Source organism: Streptomyces sp. NPDC104367 (assembly GCF_055583825.1).
This window is the reverse complement of the sequence record NZ_JBVJND010000012.1, coordinates 1-20,723: the sequence shown is the minus strand read 5'-3', so window position 1 is coordinate 20,723 and position 20,723 is coordinate 1. Positions and strand designations below refer to the sequence as shown.

Genomic DNA, 20,723 nt, shown 5'->3' with positions numbered 1-20,723 from the left:
GAACCACGCGGTGGACCCCCACGACCTCCACGACCCGCACGACCCCCACGATCCGCACGCGCCGACGTACCGGGACGCCCCCGTCCGAGGGCGCGGACGGGTCACCGCACCTCGATGAAGTCCCCGACCTCCCGCGCCGGTCTCTGCCGCGGCGCCTGCGCGGCCTTCCCCACGGCGACCGCCCCCATCGGATCCCACTCCCGGGGCAGCCCCAGCACCTCCCGTACGACGTCCCGGCAGAACATCGTCGAGGAGACCCACGCCGATCCCAGCTGCTCCCCGGCGAGGGCGACCAGGAGGTTCTGCACCCCGGCCCCCGCCGCGACCACGAACATCTCCCGCTCGGCGGCGTCCCGCCGGGCGTCCCCGTACGTGTGGGCCCCGTCCGTCACCAGGCAGGGCACGACGAGATACGGCGCGTCGCGCAGCACGTCCCCGCGCCGCACCCGCTTCGCGACGGACTCCTCCGACCTGCCGTCCCTGCGCAGGTCGGCGATCCACGCCTCCCGCATCGCGTCCAGCAGCCGGACCCGCGCCTCGGGCGACTCCAGCAGCACGAACCGCCACGGCGTCGTGTGGTGCGGCGCCGGCGCGGTCACGGCCGCGGCGACCGCCCGCCGTACCGCTCCGGGGTCGACGGGCTCGCCGGTGAACGCCCGCACCGTCCGCCGCAGCGTCACCGCCTCCCGGACCGCCTCGGACGTGCCGAGGCGGAACATGTCGCTGCCCGCGTCCCGGACGAGGGCCCGCGCGTCGCCGCCCGCGTCGCCCTCCTCGGTGACGACGTGCGCGAGCCCGCGGACCACGGCGACCGGCATCCCCGTCGCCTTGCCCTTGACCAGGTCGCCGGCGGCGGCCAGTTCGTCGGCGGTGGCGACGACCGTCGCGACGAGCGGGTTGCCGTACGCGTCCACGCCCCCGCGCAGGTCGTCCAGGACCCGCACTCCGGCGGCGCCGATGGTGACGTCCGTGAGCCCCGAGCGCCAGGGTCGCCCGAAGGTGTCGGTGACGACGACCCCGACGTTGACGCCGAGGACGTCCCGCAGCCCCGCGCGGACCGCGCGCGCCGACGCGTCCGGGTCCTCGGGGAGCAACAGCACGGTCCCGGCCGGGGTGTTGGAGGCGTCCACGCCCGCCGCCGCCATGACCAGACCCTGCCGGTTCTCCACGATCCGCAGCGTCCCGCGCCGGGCCACCACCCGCACGGTCTCCGCGTCGATCGCGGCCTCCCGGTCGGCGGCCTCGACGATCCGGCCCTCGGCCTTGGACACGATCTTGGAGGTGACGATCACCACGTCGCCGTCGGCCAGCCCCGGCTCGGCCGCGGCGATCAGCTTCGCCAGGTCGTCGCCCTGCTGGACCTCGGGGATCCCGGCCGGCGCCCACACCCGGTACCCGGGCAGCGCGTCGCCGGACGGACCGGTGGTGCCGACGGCGTCGGTCGCGTCGGTCATGCCCCGCGCACCTCCTCGGCCAGCGCCAGCGCCTCCCGGGCCATCTGCGCCGTCGCGTCCAGGTCGGTCATCATCAGCGGCACGGCCCGGCAGCGGATGCCGGCCGTCTCGACCCGCGCCACGCTGCCCGCGTCCACGGTGTCCACCAGCCAGCCGTCCAGCAGCCCCGAGCCGTAGTGCTCGGCGACCGCCGCCGCCGTGGACTCCACCCCGACCGCCGCGAGCACCTTGTCGGCCATCCCGCGCACCGGCGCGTCCCCGACGATGGGGGAGAGGCCCACCACCGGCACCCCGGCACCGGCGATCGCCTCCCGGATGCCGGGCACCGCGAGGATCGTGCCGACGGAGACCACCGGGTTGGACGGCGGGAAGAGGATCACGTCCGCCGCGGCGACGGCCTCCAGCACACCGGGCGCCGGCTCGGACTGCTCGGCGCCGACCGGGACGACGGCCTCGGCGGGCACCGACGCCCGCAGCCGCACCCAGTACTCCTGGAAGTGCACGGCCTTGCGCTCGCCGTCGACCTCGACGGCCACATGCGTCTCGACCCGGTCGTCGGTCATCGGGATCAGCCTCACGCCCGGCTTCCACCGGTCGCACAGCGCCTCGGTCACCGCGCTCAGCGGATATCCGGCGCCCAGCATCTGCGTGCGCACGATGTGCGTCGCGAAGTCCCGGTCGCCGAGCCCGAACCAGTCCGGCCCCACCCCGTAGGCGGCGAGCTCCTCCTTGAGGTGGAAGGTCTCGTCGGTACGCCCCCAGCCCTGCTCCTCGTTGATGCCGCCGCCGAGGGTGTACATCACCGTGTCGAGGTCCGGGCAGACCTTCAGCCCGAAGAGGTGGATGTCGTCCCCGGTGTTGCCGATGACGGTCACGTCGGCGTCCGGCACGGCCCGCTTCAGACCGCGCAGGAACCGGGCACCGCCGATACCGCCTGCCAGAACCACAATGCGCATGCGCCAAGTCTCGCAGGCGGGTCCGACAACGCGGCACGCGTCCCGGGTCAGGCGTCCACGGGGTGCGCCGCGCAGCTCTGCGTGGTGTGCATCGGCATCTCGGTGAGACCCGGGTAGTAGACGTGCAGGCTGACCGCGGGCTCCAGCGCGTCGTTCGCCACGTCGTGCGCGTACCCCGGCGCGAACACCCGTTGCGCACCGGCGGACAGCGCGCGCGTGCCGCGCTCCGTGCGTTCGGTGAGGGTGCCCTCCAGGACGGTCAGCACACCGGAGGAACGGCCGTGGTCGTGCAGTCCGCTGCCCTGTCCGGGCACCCAGGACAGCAGCCACACCTCGTACCCGGGGCCGGTGCGCAGCCGGTGGTACCAGCGGCTGGTGGCGTCGTACTCGACGAGGTCCTCCCACTGCGCGCGGTCGGCGGCGATCGCGCGGGCGAGCCCGACGAACTCGGCCACGGTGACCGGGTGCTCACGCGGCGGCTGCAACAGGTGCTGGACCTCGAGGAGGTCGCCGGCGATCTGGAGGTCGTTGTCGCTGTTCATGGAGGCGCGTGGTTCCTCAGTGAAGAAGGTCAGAGGGGAACGGGATGCGAGGACCGAGTCCGGGGACTGGGTCCTCAGCCGGAGCGGCCGGGATACGGCGATGGCTCAACAGCTGGAACAGCAACAGCTACAGCGAGCACGGGCAGCACCGTGGGACCCGGCGGTGCGGGTCGAGGTGAGTGCCAAGTTCGCGAGCATGCCCACTAGGACATCGGTTCACACCTCCACTGTCAACTCGACGCCCGGTATGTGGGACGTCTTTCACCTCATCCGGTTCACCTCCGTGCCGAAAGGTTTGCTCATCCGGCACCCGGGACACATGGCGCACAACCGGGCGCGCGAGCCACGTCGGAACGCGATCGAACATATGGGCGTCTTTCTCCGTACAACCTCTGTATGGGGTCGGAGGCCCTCACCGGGCCCCTGCTGCATGTCAAGGTTTATGACGATTTGAACACTTTCCGCATGGCCTTGGTTCCGCAGAGTGAATAACGGGCCCAATAGCAGATCTCGGCTTGACTCGCCCGGAGCAGCACACTTGTAATTTCACTCGTGTCGTTCAGCCGAGATCGGTGACGGCCAGGCACGGGGACGCGAAAGACAGACGAGGGGCGCACATGACCGAGCTGGTGCAGCAACTGCTGGTCGACGACGCGGACGAGGAGCTCGGCTGGCAGGAGCGCGCGCTGTGCGCCCAGACCGACCCCGAGTCGTTCTTCCCCGAGAAGGGCGGCTCCACCAGAGAGGCCAAGAAGGTCTGCCTCGCCTGCGAGGTGCGCTCCGAGTGCCTTGAGTACGCCCTCGCCAACGACGAGCGGTTCGGCATCTGGGGCGGACTCTCCGAGCGGGAGCGCCGCCGCCTCAAGAAGGCCGCCGTCTGACCGGACGTACCCGGTACGTACACATCTGAGCTGCGCGAACGGCCCGTCGCCGGTGGGTTATCCACAGGCGGCGGGCCGTTGGCATGCCCAGCCGATAGTGTGGTCGCTCGTCCGAGACGCCTCGCCGCCAACAGCGGGCGCAGGAGTCCACCGCAGTCCATCGAACCGGGGCCCGTACCTCGATGTCCGTGCACAGCCACCCGGCAGCCCAAGCGTCGGCTGCACCAGCGGGGTTCGACCCGACCCGCCAGGCGGGGTTCGACCCGACCCGCCAGGCGGAGTTCGACCCGACCCGCCCGCCCGAGTTTCCGCGTCACGTGGTGACCGCGGTCCTCGTCTCCCACGACGGCGCCCGCTGGCTGCCCGACGCGCTCGCCGGGCTGCTCGGCCAGGAGCGCCCCGCCCAGTACGCGGTGGCGGCCGACACCGGCAGCGCGGACGAGTCCGCCCAGCTGCTCACCGCATCCCTGGGCGACGCCAACGTGCTGCACCTCGCCCGGCGCACCGGGTTCGGCCAGGCCGTCGAGGAGGCGAGCCGCACCGCGCCCGTCCTCACCCCCGACGAGCTGCCGTACCTCAAGCGCCCCAGCGGCTGGGACCCCGTCACCCGCCAGTGGCGCGACGAGGCCTACGACATGCCCGAACTGCCCTACGGCGAGCCCGTGCAGTGGCTGTGGCTGCTGCACGACGACTGCGCCCCGGAACCCGACGCCCTGGCCCAGCTGCTGCGGGTCGTCGACAACGAACTGGAGCTGGGCCGCGACGACGTGGCGATCGTCGGCCCCAAGCTGCGCGGCTGGTACGACCGCAGGCAGCTCCTGGAGGTCGGCGTCACCATCGCCCACTCCGGGCGCCGCTGGACCGGCCTGGACCGCCGCGAGCAGGACCAGGGCCAGCACGACCACGTCCGGCCCGTGCTGTCCGTCTCCAGCGCCGGCATGCTGATCCGCCGCGACGTCTTCGAGGAACTCGGCGGCTTCGACCGCAGACTGCCCCTGATGCGCGACGACGTCGACCTGTGCTGGCGCGCGCACGACGCCGGCCACCGCGTCCTGATCGCCCCCGAGGCCGTCGTACGGCACGCCGAGGCCGCCTCCCGCGAGCGCCGCGCCGTCGACTGCGCCGGGCGCACCACCGCCTCCCCGCACAAGGTCGACAAGGCCGGCGCCGTCTACACCCTGCTCGTCAACACCCGCACGGCCACGCTGCCCTGGGTGCTGCTGCGCCTGGTGCTCGGCACCGTGCTGCGCACGCTCGCCTACCTCGTCGGCAAGGTCCCCGGACAGGCCCTCGACGAGATCCGCGGCCTGCTGGGCACCCTGCTGCGCCCCGAGCGGATCATCGCCGGCCGGCGCAGGCGCGGCGCGTCCCAGCTGGACAAGGGCGAGCTGCGCCCGCTGTTCCCGCCCCCCGGCGCCACCGTCCGGGCCACCGTCGAACAGGTCGCGGGCAACTTCTTCGGCGGCGACGACGAGGTCTCCGCGGCCGGCCGGCACGGCGGCGCGGTCGAGTCCGGACCCGGCGGCGACGACGCCGACTTCCTGGAGATCGAGCAGTTCGCCCGCCTCAAGCGCATCGCCCGCAAACCGGGCCCGGTGCTCTTCCTGGCCCTGCTGCTGGTCTCCCTGGCCGCGTGCCGCGCGCTGCTCGGCTCCGGCGCGCTCGCGGGCGGCGCCCTGCTGCCCGCCCCCGGCAGCGCGGGCGCACTGTGGTCGCGCTACCTCGACGCCTGGCACGCCGTCGGCGCCGGCGGCACCCCGGCCGCCCCGCCGTACCTCGCGATCGTCGCCTCGCTGGCCTCCCTGCTGTTCGGCTCGACCGGGCTCGCCGTCACCGTGCTGCTGGTCGCCTCGGTGCCGCTGGCCGGGTTCACCGCCTACTTCGCCTCCCGGCCCCTGGTCACCTCGCGGCTGCTGCGCGCCTGGGCGGCCATCGGCTACGCCTTCCTGCCCGCCGCCACCGGCGCCCTCGCCGGCGGCCGCATCGGCACCGCGGTCCTCGCCATCCTGCTGCCGCTGATCGCCCGCGCGGGCGTCGCGGCCGGCGGTCTCGCCAACTCCTCGGGAGCGCGCGGCAGTTGGCGCGCCACCTGGGCGTACGCGCTGCTGCTGACCGTCACCACCGCGTTCACGCCGATCGTCTGGCCGATCGCCCTGGTCCTCGGCATCGCCGTCCTGGCCGTGCGCCGCTCCGACCTCGTCGCCTCCGCCCTGCGCCTGCTGGTCCAGCTCGGCACTCCGCTGCTGGTCCTCGCGCCCTGGTCGCTGACGCTGCTCCCGTCCGGCTTCTTCAAGGAGGCCGGGCTGGAGTACGGCGCCTCGGCCGCCTCCGCCCTCGACCTGCTCGGCGCCAGCCCGGGCGGCCCCGGCACGCTCGACGGACTGATGCTCGTCGGCGTCGTGCTGGCCGCGCTCGCCGCCCTGCTGCGCTCCGAGCGCCAGACGGCGATCCGCACCGCCTGGGCGGTCGCCCTGATCGGCCTGGTCTTCGCGGTCCTGTCCAACAGTTCCACCTGGGCCGGCCCCGCGACCCTCGTCTACGGCATCGCGATCCTGTCCGCCGCCGCGCTCGGCGCCGACGGGGCACGCGCGCGGGTCGCCGAGCAGAGCTTCGGCTGGCGCCAGCCGGTGGCCGCCCTGATCGCCTTCGCCTCCGCCGCGGGCCCGCTGCTGCTCGCCGCCGGCTGGATGCTCGCCGGCGCCGACGGCCCGGTGGAACGGCGCGACCCCACCCAGGTGCCCGCCTTCGTCGCCGAGGACAGCACCACCACCGACCAGGTCCGCACCCTCGTCCTCGACAGCGACACCACCGCGCGCGTGAGCTACATGCTGGTGCGCGGCTCCGGCGCCCGCATGGGAGACGCCGAGGTGGCCGCCGCCGACGGCGAGAACGCCACGCTCGACAAGGTCGTCGCCAACCTGGTGGCCGGCTCCGGCGCCGACCAGACCGAGCAGCTCGGCGGGTTCGCGGTGCGCTACGTCCTCGTCCACAAGGGCGCCCCGCGCGACATCGCGCGCGTGCTGGACGCCACCCCCGGCCTGAGCCGGCTCAGCCAGCAGGACGGCAGCGGCCTGTGGCGCGTCGACCAGCAGGTCTCCCGGGCGACCATCGTCTCCAAGGACGGCTCCGGCACCGCCGCGTCCGTCGCCGCCGGACCCGTCGAGATCCACACCAGGATCCCGAGCGGCGCCGACGGCCGCGTCCTGCGCCTGGCCGACTCGGCCGCCTCCGGCTGGACGGCCACCCTGGACGGCAAGCCGCTCACCCGCACCACCGTGGACGGCTGGGCCCAGGGCTTCGCACTCCCGTCCTCCGGCGGGCGGCTCGACGTCACCTACGACAGCCCGTTCATCCACACCGCCTGGCTGTGGGCGCAGGGCGCGCTCGCCGTCGTCCTGGTCGTCCTCGCGCTGCCCGGCCGCCGCCGTGACATCGACGACGACCTCCCCGAGGAGCAGGCGGTCCCCGCCCAGGCCGCCGACGGAGAGGGCCGCCGCGCCCGCCGTCTGCGCGCCCAGGCCGAGGCGGAGGCGGAGGCCGAGGGGGAGACGGCTCCGGAGGAGGACGCCGGCTTCCCCGCCGCCGCCCCCGCCCCGGCCGCCGCAGCCTCCGCCGACGAGGAGGAGCCGCAGGCCGCGATCCCGCAGCAGCAGTCGTACGACGAGTGGGACCCGGCGTCCTACCCGGCCGGCGACGGCTACAACACCGGCTACGCGGACGCCGAGCAGTACCAGGGCGCCGACCAGTACCAGGGCACCGACCAGTACCAGACGGGCGGTTACGACCAGCAGACGTACGACCCGTACCAGACCGGCCAGTACGACCCGTACGCCTACGGCGGACAGCAGGGGCAGCAGGCGTACGACCCGACGTACCAGCAGGGCTACGACCCCGCCTACGACCCGGCCGCCCAGCACCGGCAGGGCACCGGCGGCGAGCACCACGACGGGAGCCAGCAGCAGTGAACCGCACGACCCTGTCCCTGTTCGCCGGTACGGCCGCGCTCGCGGCCGTCACCGGGTTCGCCGCGCTCAACCCGCCGGACACGGCCCCCACGCACACCGCCGAGGCGGCCGCCCAGCTGCCCGTCGAGCGCACCACGCTGCTCTGTCCGGCGCCCAGCCTGTCCGACATCGCCGACACCTCGTACACGTCGTTCACGCCCGTCACCGAGGGCACCGCGAGCGACGGCAAGGCCGAACTCCAGGCGGCCACCGAGCAGTCGGCGGACGGTACGAGCGGCGGCAAGAAGAAGGCCGCCAAGCCGGTCCTGACCCCCAAGGCGCCCGGCACCCCGGCCACCGGGGACACCTCCGGCTCGGACTCGCCGGCCTACGTCGGCACCGCCGAGGGCAAGTACGCCTCCGGCTGGACGGTCCAGGAGACCACCGAGGTCGCCGCGGGCACCGGACGCGGCCTCCAGGGCGTCAACTGCACGGCGGCCGACACCGACTTCTGGTTCCCCGGCGCCAGCACCGCAGCCACCCGCACCGACTACGTGCACCTCACCAACCCCGACGACAGCGCCGCCGTCGTCGACATCGAGCTGTACGGCAAGGACGGCCAGCTCAAGTCCTCGGTGGGGGAGGGCATCACGGTCCAGCCGCACGGCAGCGAGCCGGTCCTGCTGTCCACGCTCACCGACGAGCGGCAGACCGACCTGACCGTGCACGTCAACGTGCGCAGCGGCCGGGTCGGCGCGAGTGTGCAGGCGCTGGACGACAAGACCGGCGGCGACTGGCTGGCCGCCTCCGCCGACCCGGCGGGCACCCTGGTGCTGCCCGGCATCCCCAAGGACGCCACCGACGTCCGGCTGGTCGCCTTCACCACCGGTGACGACGACGCCGACCTGAAGGTGCGCCTGGCCTCCCCGGACGGCACCATCACCCCGGCCGGCAACGAGACGCTGCACGTGAAGTCGGGCATGACCAGCGCGGTCGACCTCGGCGACGTCACCCGCGGCGAGGCGGGTTCGCTGATCCTCACCCCCTCCGACCAGTCCGTGCCGGTGGTGGCCGCCCTGCGTGTCACCCGAGGCAAGGGCGACAACCAGGAGACCGCGTACATCCCGGCGACCGCGCCGGTCGGCACGCGCGCGACGTCCGCCGACAACAGCGGCAAGGGCACCACCCTCTCCCTGACCGCCCCGACCGCCACCGCGCAGGTCAAGGTGACGGCGTCGGCGGGCTCCGAGGGCGGCAAGGCGGTGTCCAAGACGTTCACGATCAAGTCCGGCACCACCCAGGACGTCGACGCCCCGGTCCCGTCCGGTCTGCAGGGCACCTACGCCCTGACCGTGGAGACCGTCTCCGGCGGGCCCGTCTACGGCGCCCGCACCCTCGCGGCCACCGAGGAGGGCGTCCCGGGCTTCACGATCCAGACCCTCCCGGACGACCGCGGCACGGTCGCCGTACCGGAGGCGGACCAGGACGTGTCGGTGCTGCAGAAGTAGCGCGAGGTCGCGAGGTCGCCGGGCGGGGCTCAGTCCTCGCCGTACCGGGGATCCACTGTCTCCGGGGTGAGCCCGAGCAGTTCGGCGACCTGCTCCACCACGACCTCGTGCACCAGCGCGCCCCGCTCGTCCCGCCCCTTGGTGCGGATCTCGACCGGCCGCCGGTAGACGACCACGCGCGCCCGGCGCCCCTCGCGCGCCGGAATGATGCCGCCCAGCGGCACCGCCTCGTCGCTCCAGCTCTCGCCGTGCCGGTCCTGGAGCCGGGGCACCTCCAGCACCAGGAAATCGATGTCCGCGAGCTGCGGCCAGCGCCGCTCCAGGCGCTCCACGGAGTCCTGCACGAGATCCGCGAAGACGTCGGCGCGGCTCGCCGCCAGCGGCACCTGGGGCGGTGCGATCGGTCCGCGCATGCCCCGACCGTGGCGATCGCGTCGGCGGGGCCCGGGGGCGGCGGCACGGGGCGGTACACGGTTGTCCATCACTGGTGAAGCGTAGTCCTCGCGGGCTCCGGCCGCGCCGCTCCACGCACCGACACCACCCCCGGCGACATGTCGCGGGACGACCGTTTCAGCCAAGGTCGGGCTCGTTTCCGTATCTCTACGAGACCGGTGACATCAAGGCAATTGACCTTGTTCGTACCGAATCATGACCGGACGCGGTGTTGTCCGGTATCTCGGACGGCGGCGTCCATGCGGGTCGGAAAAGCGGCCCAGAGGGGGCGTGTGGGGCGTTTCACAGCACGACACGGTGGAGTGACCTGGGGCAGAGTCGTCGCGGCCCGCTCAAGAGTGCGGTACCGTCCAACGTCGTGAGCCCTGTACGTCGCTGTTCGCGAACCGCCTGCGGCCGACCCGCCGTCGCGACGCTGACGTACGTCTACGCCGACTCGACCGCGGTCCTCGGCCCGCTCGCCACCTACGCCGAACCCCACTGCTACGACCTGTGCGCCGAGCACTCCGAGCGCCTCACCGCCCCGCGCGGCTGGGAGGTCGTCCGGCTCCTCGACACCTCCGCCCCCGCGCGGCCCAGCGGGGACGACCTGGAGGCGCTCGCCAACGCGGTGCGCGAGGCGGCCCGCCCCCAGGAGCGGGCGGCCGGGGCGGGCGGCGGCGGACGCGGCGCGGACCCGATGGAGGTCGCGCGGCGCGGCCATCTGCGGGTGCTCCGCTCCCCGGACAACTGACGTCCGTCCGGCTCTCCTCGCCCGTCTTGCGTTCGGTGACGCACCCCCAGTAGCGCATCGGTGCACACCCATTGACGCGCACTTGTCGCGGACACGACCATTTCGGGTGACCACCGGCGGGAAATCGCTTTCCGCATGCCGGAATCCAGGGAGGCGTCCGTGTACGTCCAGGAACTGGAACCCGTCGCCGACTCGCTCGGCCTGTCCGCCCTCGTCGCCGCCCTGCCGCTGCTGATCGTCCTGGTCCTGCTCGGCGGCGTCCGCCTCAAAGCCCATCTGGCGGGCCTGAGCGGCCTTCTCGCGGCCGTACTCGTCGCCCGGCTCGCCTACGGCATGCCCCTGGACCAGACGCTCTCCAGCGCCGTCCAGGGCGCCGCGTTCGGCCTGTTCCCCATCCTGTGGATCGTCGTCAACGCCCTGTGGGTGTACCGGATGACGGTCCGCACCCGCCACTTCGACGTCCTGCGCCGCTCGTTCGGCCGGCTCTCCGACGACCCGCGCGTCCAGGCCCTCGTCGTCGCCTTCTGCTTCGGCGCCCTGCTGGAGGCGCTGGCCGGATTCGGCGCCCCCGTCGCGATCTGCTCCGTGATGCTCGTCGCCCTCGGCTTCGACCCCGTCCGCGCGGCCGTCGTCGCCCTGGTCGCCAACACCGCCCCGGTCGCCTTCGGCGCGATGGGTACACCGGTCGTGACGCTCGCCCAGGTCACCGGCCTGCCCCTGGACTCGGTGGCCTCCGTGGTGGGCCGTCAGACCCCGCTGCTGGCCCTGGTGGTGCCGCTGGTGCTGGTCGGCCTGGTCGACGGCGGGCGCGGACTGCGCGAGACCTGGGTACCGGCCCTGGCGTGCGGAACCGCCTTCGCCGCGGCCCAGTTCGCCGCCTCCAACTACCTCTCCGCCCAACTCGCCGACATCTGCGCCGCCCTGGCCGGCGCGGCCGCCCTGGTCGCCGTACCGCACGCGCGCGTGCCCGCGACCGAGGAGGTCCGCGCGGCCGTGCTCACCGGCGCCCGCAGCGCCGACCTGGACGAGCGCGACGCGCGCGGCGAGGTGCTGCGCGCCTACGCCCCGTACGCCCTGATCGTCGCGGTCTTCTCCGTCGCCCAGATCCCGCCCGTCAAGGACTGGCTCGCCCACGCGACCCAGGTCTACGACTGGCCCTTCCTGGACGTCGTCAACCCGAAGGGCGAACCGGTCGGCGGAAATCTCTTCACCTGGCCGGTCGTCGCCACGGGCGGCACCCTCGTGCTGTTCGCCGGCCTCGCCACGGCGGCCGTCCTGCGCGTGCACGCGCGCGTGGCGGTCGCGGAATGGGCGGCGACCGTACGGGAGCTGAGGTTCGCGATCCTCACCGTGACGTCCGTCCTCGCCCTCGCCTACGTCATGAACCTCTCCGGACAGGCCGCCACCATCGGCCACTTCGTGGCGGCGGCCGGCGCGGGCCTCGCCTTCCTGTCACCCGTCCTGGGCTGGTTCGGCGTCGCCGTCTCCGGCTCCGACACCTCCGCCAACGCGCTCTTCGGCGCCCTCCAGGTCAGCGCCGCCCACGAGTCGGGACTCTCGCCCGAACTGCTCGCCGCCGCCAACAGCTCCGGCGGCGTGCTCGGCAAGATGATCTCCCCGCAGAACCTCACGATCGCCTGCGCCGCGGTCGGCCTCTCGGGCCGCGAGGGCGACCTGCTGCGCAGGGTCCTCCCGTGGAGCCTCGGGCTGCTGCTGGTGATGTGCCTGATCGTGGTCGGGCAGAGCTCACCGGTGCTGGGGTGGATGCTGCCGTGAGCCGCGCCGCGGCGGCCGTGACGCCACCGCTCGCGGCCGATCCCGGGTGATCCCGGCCGATCCCGGTCCGTCCCGGGCGATCCCACGTCCGGCGCTTACCCGGTGCGGGTAGCTTGGGGCGACCGAGAGGACTCCAGGAGGGTTGGCCCGTGGCTGTTGCGGATCTGTCGCAGATCGTGAAGGCGTACGACGTGCGCGGTGTGGTCCCGGACCAGTGGGACGAGGCGCTCGCCGAACTGTTCGGCGCCGCGTTCGTCCGGGTGACCGGCGCCGCCGCGATCGTCGTGGGCCACGACATGCGGCCCTCCTCGCCCGGCCTGTCCCGCGCCTTCGCGCGCGGCGCGGCGGCCCGCGGCGTGGACGTCACCGAGATCGGCCTGTGCTCGACCGACCAGCTGTACTACGCCTCGGGCTCCCTCGGCCTGCCCGGCGCGATGTTCACGGCCTCGCACAACCCGGCGCAGTACAACGGCATCAAGATGTGCCGCGCGGGAGCCGCGCCGGTGGGCCAGGACACTGGCCTGTCGGAGATCCGCGAGCTGGCCGAACGCTGGACCCGGGAGGGCGCCCCGGCCCCGGCCGCGACCCCGGGAACGATCACCTCCCGCGACACGTTGTCGGACTACGCGGCCCATCTGCGCTCGCTCGTGGACCTGACCTCCGTCCGCCCCCTGAAGGTCGTGGTCGACGCGGGCAACGGCATGGGCGGCCACACGGTCCCGACGGTCTTCGAGGGCCTGCCGCTGACCCTGGTCCCGATGTACTTCGAGCTGGACGGCACGTTCCCCAACCACGAGGCCAACCCGCTCGACCCGGCGAACATCGTCGACCTCCAGCAGCGCGTCCGCGACGAGTCCGCCGACCTCGGCCTGGCCTTCGACGGCGACGCGGACCGCTGCTTCGTCGTGGACGAGCGCGGCGAACCGGTCTCGCCGTCGGCGATCACCGCGCTGGTCGCCGTGCGCGAACTGGCCCGCAACGGCGGCCGGGGCACGATCATCCACAACCTGATCACCTCCTGGACCGTCCCCGAGGTGGTCCGCGAGAACGGCGGCACCCCCGTCCGCACCCGCGTCGGCCACTCCTTCATCAAGGCCGAGATGGCGACGTCCGGCGCGATCTTCGGGGGCGAGCACTCGGCCCACTACTACTTCAAGGACTTCTGGAACGCCGACACGGGCATGCTGGCGGCCCTGCACGTCCTCGCCGCCCTCGGCGGCCAGCCCGGCCCGCTGTCCTCCCTCGTCGCCCAGTACGACCGCTACACCGGCTCCGGCGAGATCAACTCCACGGTCGCCGACCAGCGGGCCAGCCTCGCGGCGGTCCGCGCCGCCTACGAAGGCCGCGCCGACACCACCCTCGACGACCTCGACGGCCTCACCGTCAGCGCCGCCGACTGGTGGTTCAACGTCCGCCCCTCCAACACGGAGCCCCTCCTCCGCCTGAACGCCGAGGCCCGCGACGAACCGACGATGACCAAGCTCCGCGACGAGGTACTGGCCGTCATCAGGGCGTGACAGCCCCGCCCGGCCCCGCGGCCCCCCGGAGCGGCAGCCGTCAGGCACCCGTGACCAGCCCGACCCACCCCACCGGCGGTAATCTGACCGCACGCGAACATCCCGCCCCCGAAGGGAAACCCCATGCCGCTCGAAGCCGGCCTCCTGGAGATCCTCGCCTGCCCGGCCTGCCACGCCGCCCTCAAGGAGCAGGACGCCGAGCTGGTCTGCACCGGCCAGGACTGCGGCCTGGCCTACCCCGTCCGCGACGGCATCCCCGTCCTCCTCGTCGACGAGGCCCGCCGACCCGCGTAAGCGACGGCGCCCACCACCGCACACGCACCAGGACCAGGACCCCGGCGACCGGAGGCCGCTCCCATGCTCGACGAATCGCTGCTCGACACGCCGGAGGGCCTCGCCGAGGCCGACCGCAGGGGTCTGCTCCGCGGCGCGGCCGAGGCCGGCGCCCGCGTCCGCACGGCGGCCCGGAACGCCACCGAGGCCGGCGTCCGGGAACTCAAGCCGGACGGCCGCCCGCGCGCCGTCCTGATCGCGGGCCCCGGCGTCGCCGCCACCCACGCCGCCGACCTCATCCGCGCGCTGGCCGGCCCCGGCAGCCCCGTCACCCGCCTCGCCCCCACCGGCGTCGCCCCGGCCGCCGGCGCCCTGCGCTGGGAGCTCCCGGGCTGGGCCGGCTCCGTCGACCTGCTGCTGATCGCCACCCCGGACGGCACCGAACCCAGCCTCGGCCTCCTCGCCGACCAGGCCTACCGGCGCGGCTGCTCGGTCGCCGCCGTCGCCCCCGCCGGCACCCCCCTCGCCGAGGCGGTGGCCGGCGCCCACGGCCTGTTCATGCCGATGGCCACGGCACCGTACGACCACGGCGAACCGCTGGCCGGCTCCTCCCCGGGCGTCCTGTGGGCACTGCTCACCCCGCTGCTCGCGCTCCTCGACCGGATCGGCCTGGTCACCGCCCCGCCGGAGGCCCTGGAGAAGGCCGCCGACCGGCTCGACCACGTCGCCGAGCGCTGCGGACCGGCCATCGTGACCTACAGCAACCCCGCCAAGACCCTCGCCGCGGAACTCGCCGACGCGCTCCCGGTGGTCTGGACGGAGGGCGAATCGGCAGGACCCGCGGGCCGCCGCTTCGCCGCCGCCCTCGCCGAACTGGCCGGCCGCCCCGCCCTGGTCGCCGAACTCCCCGAGGCCCTGGCCGCGCACCGGGCCCTGCTCTCCGGCCCGCTCGCCGCCAGCGCCGACCCCGACGACTTCTTCCGCGACCGCGTCGAGGAGGCACCCGCGCTGCACGCGCGCGTGGTGCTGCTCCGCGACCGTCCGCTCGGCGGCCTCACCGCCGCCCCCGCCGCCCGTGACCTGGCCCTCGGCCACGACACCCCGATCAGCGAACTGGAGCCCGACGAGGGCGACGAGCTGGAGACCCTGGCGGAACTGATCGCCGTCACGGATTTCGCCGCCGTTTACCTCGCGCTCGCTTCCAGGGCCTGAGGTGGACACCGACACCGGGACCGCCGTACCGAGGACGATCTGAAGGTCGTACCGTCGACGCACCGGTGCGGGAACGCACGGTGAACACGGCTGTCGTACGGCGCTGTACGACGCCCGTGCCCGCGCCCCCGCACGCACAGAGACAACGGCAGAGAGAAGCCATGGACCGCCTCGACAACACCATCCGCCCCTACGCCTGGGGTTCCCCGACCGCCATTGCGAAGCTCCTCGGGGTCGAGCCCAGCGGCGAGCCGCAGGCGGAGATGTGGATGGGCGCGCACCCGGGCGCACCCTCGCGCACCGGGCGCGGCACCCTCGTCGAGGTCATCGACGCGCACCCGGAGGCCGAGCTGGGCGAGGAGGCCGTCGCGAAGTTCGGCCCGCGCCTGCCCTTCCTGCTCAAGATCCTCGCCGCCGGCGCCCCCCTCTCCCTCCAGGTCCACCCCGACCTGCGGCAGGCGAAGGAGGGGTACGAGGACGAGGAGCGGCGCGGCATCCCGGTGGACGCCCCGCACCGCAACTACAAGGACGCCAACCACAAGCCCGAACTCATCTGCGCGCTCACCGAGTTCGACGGACTCTGCGGCTTCCGCGACCCCGAGCAGGCCGCGCACCTCCTCGACGCCCTCGGCGTCGACTCCCTCAAGCCCTACGTCGACCTGCTGCGCGCCCACCCCGAGGAGGCGGCGCTGCGCGAGGTCCTCACCGCGGTCCTCTCCGCCGACCGCGAGGAGATGGCCCGCACCGTCGCCGAGGCCACCGCCGCCTGCACCCGCCTCGGCGGCGACCACGCGCCCTACGCCGACCTCGCCCACCACTACCCGGGCGACCCCGGCGTCATCGCCGCCATGCTCCTCAACCACGTCCGCCTCCAGCCCGGCGAGGCGCTCTTCCTCGGCGCCGGCATCCCGCACGCGTACCTCGACGGACTCGGCGTCGAGATCATGGCCAACTCGGACAACGTCCTGCGCTGCGGCCTCACCCCCAAGCACGTCGACGTCCCCGAACTCCTGCGCGTCGTCCGCTTCGAGGCGGGCGACCCGGGCGTGCTGCGCCCCGAGGCCGCCCCGGACGGCGAGGAGGTCTACGAGACGCCGATCGACGAGTTCCGGCTCTCCCGGTACGTCCTGCCCGAGGGCGCCCCCGCCCACGACCTGGCCCTGCCGACCCCGCAGATCCTGCTCTGCACCGCCGGCACGGTCCGCGCGGGCGAGTTCGACCTGACCCCGGGCCAGTCGGTCTTCGTCCCGGCGGGCGAGAAGGCCGAAGTGTCCGGCGCGGGAACGGTGTTCCGCGCCACGGTGGTCGTCTGAGCCGGAACGCGGCAGCGGTCCGACCGTCGTACCGGGGGTGTGGACACCTGACGAGCCGCTCCCGGACAGGGCTGCAAGAATGACCCACCGGCAAAGCACGGGCAAAGACGAGTACCGAAGGGACCACGCGGACACATGAGCGCGTCAGGCGGCACCAAGGCGATCGTGGCGGCACTCGGCGCCAACCTCGCGATCGCGGTATCGAAGTTCGTGGCGTTCGCGTTCAGCGGCTCCTCGTCGATGCTCGCCGAGGGCGTCCACTCGCTCGCCGACTCCGGCAACCAGTTCCTGCTGCTCGTCGGCGGCAAGAAGGCCCAGCGCGGGGCGACCCCGCAACACCCCTTCGGCTACGGCCGCGAGCGGTACATCTACGCCTTCCTCGTCTCGATCGTCCTCTTCTCGGTCGGTGGCATGTTCGCCATCTACGAGGGCTACGAGAAGATCAGCCACCCGCACGACCTGGAGAACTGGTACTGGCCGGTGGGCGTCCTGGTCTTCGCGATCGTCGCCGAGGGCTTCTCCTTCAAGACGGCCATCAAGGAGTCCAACGAACTGCGCGGCAAGCTGTCCTGGTCGCAGTTCATCCGCCGGGCCAAGGCCCCCGAGCTGCCGGTCGTCCTCCTGGAGGACTTCGGCGCCCTCATCGGTCTCGTCCTCGCCCTCTGCGGCGTCGGCCTCGCGCTGCTCACCGGCGACGGCGTCTGGGACGGCGTCGGCACCGTCTGCATCGGTGTCCTGCTCGTCATGATCGCCCTCGTCCTGGCCGCCGAGACGAAGTCCCTCCTGCTCGGCGAGGCCGCGGGCGTCGAGGAGGTCAGGAAGATCGAGGCCGCGACCGTCGACGGCGACACGGTCACCGGCATCATCCACATGCGCACCCTCCACCTCGGCCCCGAGGAACTCCTCGTCGCCGCCAAGATCGCCGTCCAGCACGACGACACGGCCGCCGAGGTCGCGAACGCGATCAACGCCGCCGAGGCCCGCATCCGCGAGGCGGTGCCCATCGCCCGCGTGATCTACCTGGAGCCCGACATCTACAGCGAGGCCGAGGCCGCCAAGGGCCCCGACCCGGCGGCCACCCCGGGCGGCCCGACCCCCGACGCCTCCGCCCACTGACCCCTCCGGACCGCATCCACGGGCCCGCTCCCCCCCCACCGGGGAAGCGGGCCCGCGGCCATCCGGCCGGTACCGGCCGCCCCGATCCCCTGGCACCTTCGTCACACCGGGACCCGCCCCCCGACGCCCGGAAAGACGGACGGAACCCCCTCGGTCTCCCCACCCTCCGAGCCACCCCCGTCCCCGGCCTCAGGCGGCAAAAGTCCTGGTTGATCCAGGTATCCCGCCCCCGCCCCACCCCCTCACGAACAGCCCCGCGCCCCCCTCACCCCCGGCTTCGCCCACCGCCCTCCCGCCGCCGTTCCGCCCCTCGAACGGCGTGAACTGTTCGGAGGCGGACTGGGGGCGGCCCGCCCCTCCGGTGTAGCTTGGGACGGAGCCAGACGTCGCTGCTGATGGCGGTCGGGCGGTCCCCACACGGACCGGCCGAGGGAGAGAGGGCCTCCGACGGACTGCGCTGCGCGTACGTGGGCATGCCTGTGTCCTCTTTCCCGGGCACCCGGTGTCCGCCGCCGCGCAGACCAGCCGTACCCACCCTCGCCCCAACCCCGAGGAGCAGCTCGTAATGACGACTGTCGACAACCGACAGGACTTCAAGGTCGCCGACCTCTCCCTGGCCGTCTTCGGCCGCAAGGAGATCACCCTCGCCGAGCACGAGATGCCCGGCCTGATGGCGATCCGCAAGGAGTACGCCGACGCGCAGCCGCTGGCCGGCGCCCGCGTCACCGGCTCCCTGCACATGACCGTGCAGACCGCCGTCCTGATCGAGACCCTGGTCGCGCTGGGCGCGCAGGTCCGCTGGGCGTCCTGCAACATCTTCTCCACCCAGGACCACGCGGCCGCCGCCATCGCCGTCGGCCCGAACGGCACCCCCGACGACCCGCAGGGCGTCCCGGTCTTCGCCTGGAAGGGCGAGACCCTGGACGAGTACTGGTGGTGCACCGAGCAGGCGCTGACCTGGCCGGACAGCCCCACCGGCGGCCCCAACATGATCCTCGACGACGGCGGTGACGCCACCCTCCTCGTCCACAAGGGCGTCGAGTACGAGAAGGACGGCAAGGTCCCGTCCGTCGACACCGCCGAGTCCGACGAGCACCGCGTCATCCTCGAACTCCTGCACCGCACCATCACGGACGGCTCGCAGAAGTGGACCCAGCTGGCCTCCGAGATCCGCGGCGTGACCGAGGAGACCACGACCGGCGTCCACCGCCTGTACGAGATGCAGCGCGACGGCGTCCTCCTCTTCCCGGCGATCAACGTCAACGACGCCGTCACCAAGTCGAAGTTCGACAACAAGTACGGCTGCCGCCACTCCCTGATCGACGGCATCAACCGCGCCACCGACGTCCTCATCGGCGGCAAGACCGCGGTAGTCTGCGGCTACGGCGACGTCGGCAAGGGCTGCGCGGAGTCCCTGCGCGGCCAGGGCGCCCGGGTCATCGTCACCGAGATCGACCCGATCTGCGCCCTCCAGGCCGCGATGGACGGCTACCAGGTCACGACCCTCGACGAGGTCATCGACAAGGCCGACATCTTCGTCACCACGACCGGCAACAAGGACATCATCATGGCCTCGGACATGGCCAAGATGAAGCACCAGGCCATCGTCGGCAACATCGGCCACTTCGACAACGAGATCGACATGGCCGGCCTCGCGAAGATCCCCGGCGTCGTCAAGGACGAGGTCAAGCCGCAGGTCCACACCTGGACCTTCCCCGACGGCAAGGTCATCATCGTGCTGTCCGAGGGCCGCCTGCTGAACCTGGGCAACGCCACCGGCCACCCGTCGTTCGTGATGTCCAACTCCTTCGCGGACCAGACGCTCGCCCAGATCGAGCTGTTCACCAAGCCCGACGAGTACCCGGTCGGCGTCTACACGCTGCCCAAGCACCTGGACGAGAAGGTCGCCCGCCTGCACCTGGACTCGCTCGGCGTGAAGCTGACGACGCTCCGCCCCGAGCAGGCCGCGTACATCGGCGTCGAGGTCGCGGGCCCGTACAAGTCGGACCACTACCGCTACTGAGTCCGCGACCCCGCCCCCGGGGAGCGCGCCGGCGCATCGCCACCGCACCGGCACCGCTCCCCGCGGGCAGGTCCTCCGGTCCACCGAGACAGGCCCCCGCACCCCCGTGCCGGGGGCCTGCCCCGTTGGGCCCGGCCCGGACCCCCACCCCGTCAAGCCCCAGGACACCCATGCCCCGCGGCCGCTATTCGCTCCACGATCCGCACGATCACACCCCCCTCGGCGAAGAACACTTCCAGTGCGCCCCCGGCCCCTCCGGCTGGCGCTACGTCTCCCAGGTGACCACCCCCTCCGGTGACCACGGCGGCTCCGTCGATCTCGCCCTCGACGACCTCGGCCGCCCCATCCGCCTCGAACTCCACGCCGGGGGCTGGCAGGTGCGCGGCGCCGCCCTCGACGGCGTCACCTGGGTCCGCACGGACCCCACCGGCACCGATGCCACCGAAGGCAACGTGCGCGCCCACGCCTTCACCGGCACGTCCCCCGCGTTCCTGGTCGCCACCGCCCGTCTGCTGCGCCTCACCCCTTCCGCCGCCGCGACCCGCGTCCGCCTCGTGGCCTTCACCGACCCGGTCCTCGCCCCCCGCACCGTGGACCAGTCCTGGGCCTTGTTGGAAAGAGAAGCACACGCCACTGACAACGGCCCTCTGACCGTGGACGAATACCAGGTCACAGCGCTGGACACGGGCGAACGGCACACCGTGCACCTCGCCGGGGACGTGGTCCTGGCGGCGCCCGGGATCGAGCTGGAGGACCTCGCGTCCCCGCCGTCGGTCTTCACCGACCGCGACGACTGAACCCGGCCCGGCCGGCCCTAGGTGTTCTGTCCGGGGAGGTTGTGGACAGTGATGCAGGTCTCGGCTGACCGATCTTGAAATGGGTGAGGGCCTTCTGGCCTGGTGTGGATTGCGACATCTGCACCAGCAGCAGAAAGGCCCTCGTGCCCCACCGTAATGCACCCCTGACCGAGACCGGCCGTCTGCGTCTGGCCCGCTGCGTCGTCGAGGACGGCTGGCCCCTGC

At 73.2% G+C, this 20,723-nt stretch carries 16 protein-coding genes; 12 read left to right on the top strand and 4 right to left on the bottom strand.

Going from position 1 to position 20,723, the window contains the following annotated elements:
- Positions 1-101: 101 nt before the first annotated feature.
- From ACZ619_RS19310 to ACZ619_RS19300, 3 genes are read right to left on the bottom strand one after another with little or no spacing between them, the layout of a single operon-like run.
- Positions 102-1,454 carry a coenzyme F420-0:L-glutamate ligase gene (locus ACZ619_RS19310; RefSeq protein ID WP_469600135.1) on the bottom strand — a complete coding sequence of 451 codons (1,353 nt, stop codon included), beginning with the start codon at positions 1,452-1,454 and terminating at the stop codon, positions 102-104.
- Positions 1,451-2,410 (bottom strand): 2-phospho-L-lactate transferase, encoded by a 960-nt coding sequence (gene cofD / locus ACZ619_RS19305; protein ID WP_469600133.1) that lies wholly within the window; start codon positions 2,408-2,410, stop codon positions 1,451-1,453. Before cofD ends, ACZ619_RS19310 begins: the two co-directional genes overlap by 4 nt.
- Before the next feature lie 47 nt (positions 2,411-2,457).
- Positions 2,458-2,952: a cysteine dioxygenase gene (locus ACZ619_RS19300; protein WP_469600131.1), complete on the bottom strand. Its 495-nt coding sequence runs from the start codon at positions 2,950-2,952 to the stop codon at positions 2,458-2,460.
- Between the two features lie 617 nt (positions 2,953-3,569).
- On the opposite strand from ACZ619_RS19300, the gene ACZ619_RS19295 reads away from it, so the two are divergent.
- The 3 genes from ACZ619_RS19295 (at position 3,570) to ACZ619_RS19285 (ending at position 9,285) form a co-directional block, all read left to right on the top strand.
- Positions 3,570-3,833 (top strand): WhiB family transcriptional regulator, encoded by a 264-nt coding sequence (locus tag ACZ619_RS19295; protein ID WP_003975777.1) that lies wholly within the window; start codon positions 3,570-3,572, stop codon positions 3,831-3,833.
- A 182-nt stretch (positions 3,834-4,015) separates the two neighbouring features.
- The gene (locus tag ACZ619_RS19290) at positions 4,016-7,798 is read left to right on the top strand and encodes a glycosyltransferase family 2 protein (RefSeq protein ID WP_469600129.1); all 3,783 of its coding nucleotides are present in this window, start codon (positions 4,016-4,018) and stop codon (positions 7,796-7,798) included.
- Positions 7,795-9,285, top strand: coding sequence for a DUF5719 family protein (locus ACZ619_RS19285; protein ID WP_469600127.1), 1,491 nt, complete (start codon positions 7,795-7,797; stop codon positions 9,283-9,285). The genes ACZ619_RS19290 and ACZ619_RS19285 overlap by 4 nt, the downstream gene beginning before the upstream one ends.
- A 29-nt stretch (positions 9,286-9,314) precedes the next feature.
- Here the strand turns inward: ACZ619_RS19285 and ACZ619_RS19280 are convergent, their stop codons facing one another.
- Positions 9,315-9,767 (bottom strand): metallopeptidase family protein, encoded by a 453-nt coding sequence (locus ACZ619_RS19280; protein WP_469600600.1) that lies wholly within the window; start codon positions 9,765-9,767, stop codon positions 9,315-9,317.
- Positions 9,768-10,045: 278 nt separating this feature from the next.
- Here ACZ619_RS19280 and ACZ619_RS19275 point away from each other — a divergent pair, with 278 nt between their 5' ends.
- The 9 genes from ACZ619_RS19275 to ACZ619_RS19235 all read left to right on the top strand — a co-directional run bounded on the left by ACZ619_RS19275 (position 10,046) and on the right by ACZ619_RS19235 (position 20,498).
- The gene (locus tag ACZ619_RS19275) at positions 10,046-10,471 is read left to right on the top strand and encodes a DUF3499 domain-containing protein (protein WP_469600596.1); all 426 of its coding nucleotides are present in this window, start codon (positions 10,046-10,048) and stop codon (positions 10,469-10,471) included.
- A gap of 159 nt (positions 10,472-10,630) precedes the next feature.
- Positions 10,631-12,247, top strand: a complete 1,617-nt coding sequence (locus ACZ619_RS19270) for an L-lactate permease (RefSeq protein WP_469600593.1) — start codon at positions 10,631-10,633, stop codon at positions 12,245-12,247.
- 149 nt (positions 12,248-12,396) lie between these two features.
- On the top strand, positions 12,397-13,764 hold the full coding sequence (locus ACZ619_RS19265; RefSeq protein WP_469600125.1) for a phosphomannomutase/phosphoglucomutase: 1,368 nt from the start codon (positions 12,397-12,399) through the stop codon (positions 13,762-13,764).
- 123 nt (positions 13,765-13,887) lie between these two features.
- Positions 13,888-14,058 carry a Trm112 family protein gene (locus tag ACZ619_RS19260; protein WP_469600123.1) on the top strand — a complete coding sequence of 57 codons (171 nt, stop codon included), beginning with the start codon at positions 13,888-13,890 and terminating at the stop codon, positions 14,056-14,058.
- A 63-nt stretch (positions 14,059-14,121) separates the two neighbouring features.
- The gene (locus ACZ619_RS19255) at positions 14,122-15,249 is read left to right on the top strand and encodes an SIS domain-containing protein (RefSeq protein WP_469600121.1); all 1,128 of its coding nucleotides are present in this window, start codon (positions 14,122-14,124) and stop codon (positions 15,247-15,249) included.
- Positions 15,250-15,410: 161 nt separating this feature from the next.
- Complete coding sequence (gene manA, locus ACZ619_RS19250) at positions 15,411-16,562, top strand: mannose-6-phosphate isomerase, class I (RefSeq protein WP_469600119.1); 1,152 nt, start codon at positions 15,411-15,413, stop codon at positions 16,560-16,562.
- A gap of 135 nt (positions 16,563-16,697) precedes the next feature.
- Positions 16,698-17,678: a cation diffusion facilitator family transporter gene (locus ACZ619_RS19245; protein ID WP_469600117.1), complete on the top strand. Its 981-nt coding sequence runs from the start codon at positions 16,698-16,700 to the stop codon at positions 17,676-17,678.
- A 565-nt stretch (positions 17,679-18,243) separates the two neighbouring features.
- A complete protein-coding gene (ahcY, locus tag ACZ619_RS19240) occupies positions 18,244-19,701 on the top strand; it encodes an adenosylhomocysteinase (RefSeq protein WP_469600115.1) in 1,458 nt (485 codons plus the stop codon).
- 170 nt (positions 19,702-19,871) lie between these two features.
- Positions 19,872-20,498, top strand: a complete 627-nt coding sequence (locus ACZ619_RS19235; RefSeq protein WP_469600113.1) for a hypothetical protein — start codon at positions 19,872-19,874, stop codon at positions 20,496-20,498.
- The last annotated feature ends 225 nt before the right edge of the window (positions 20,499-20,723 follow it).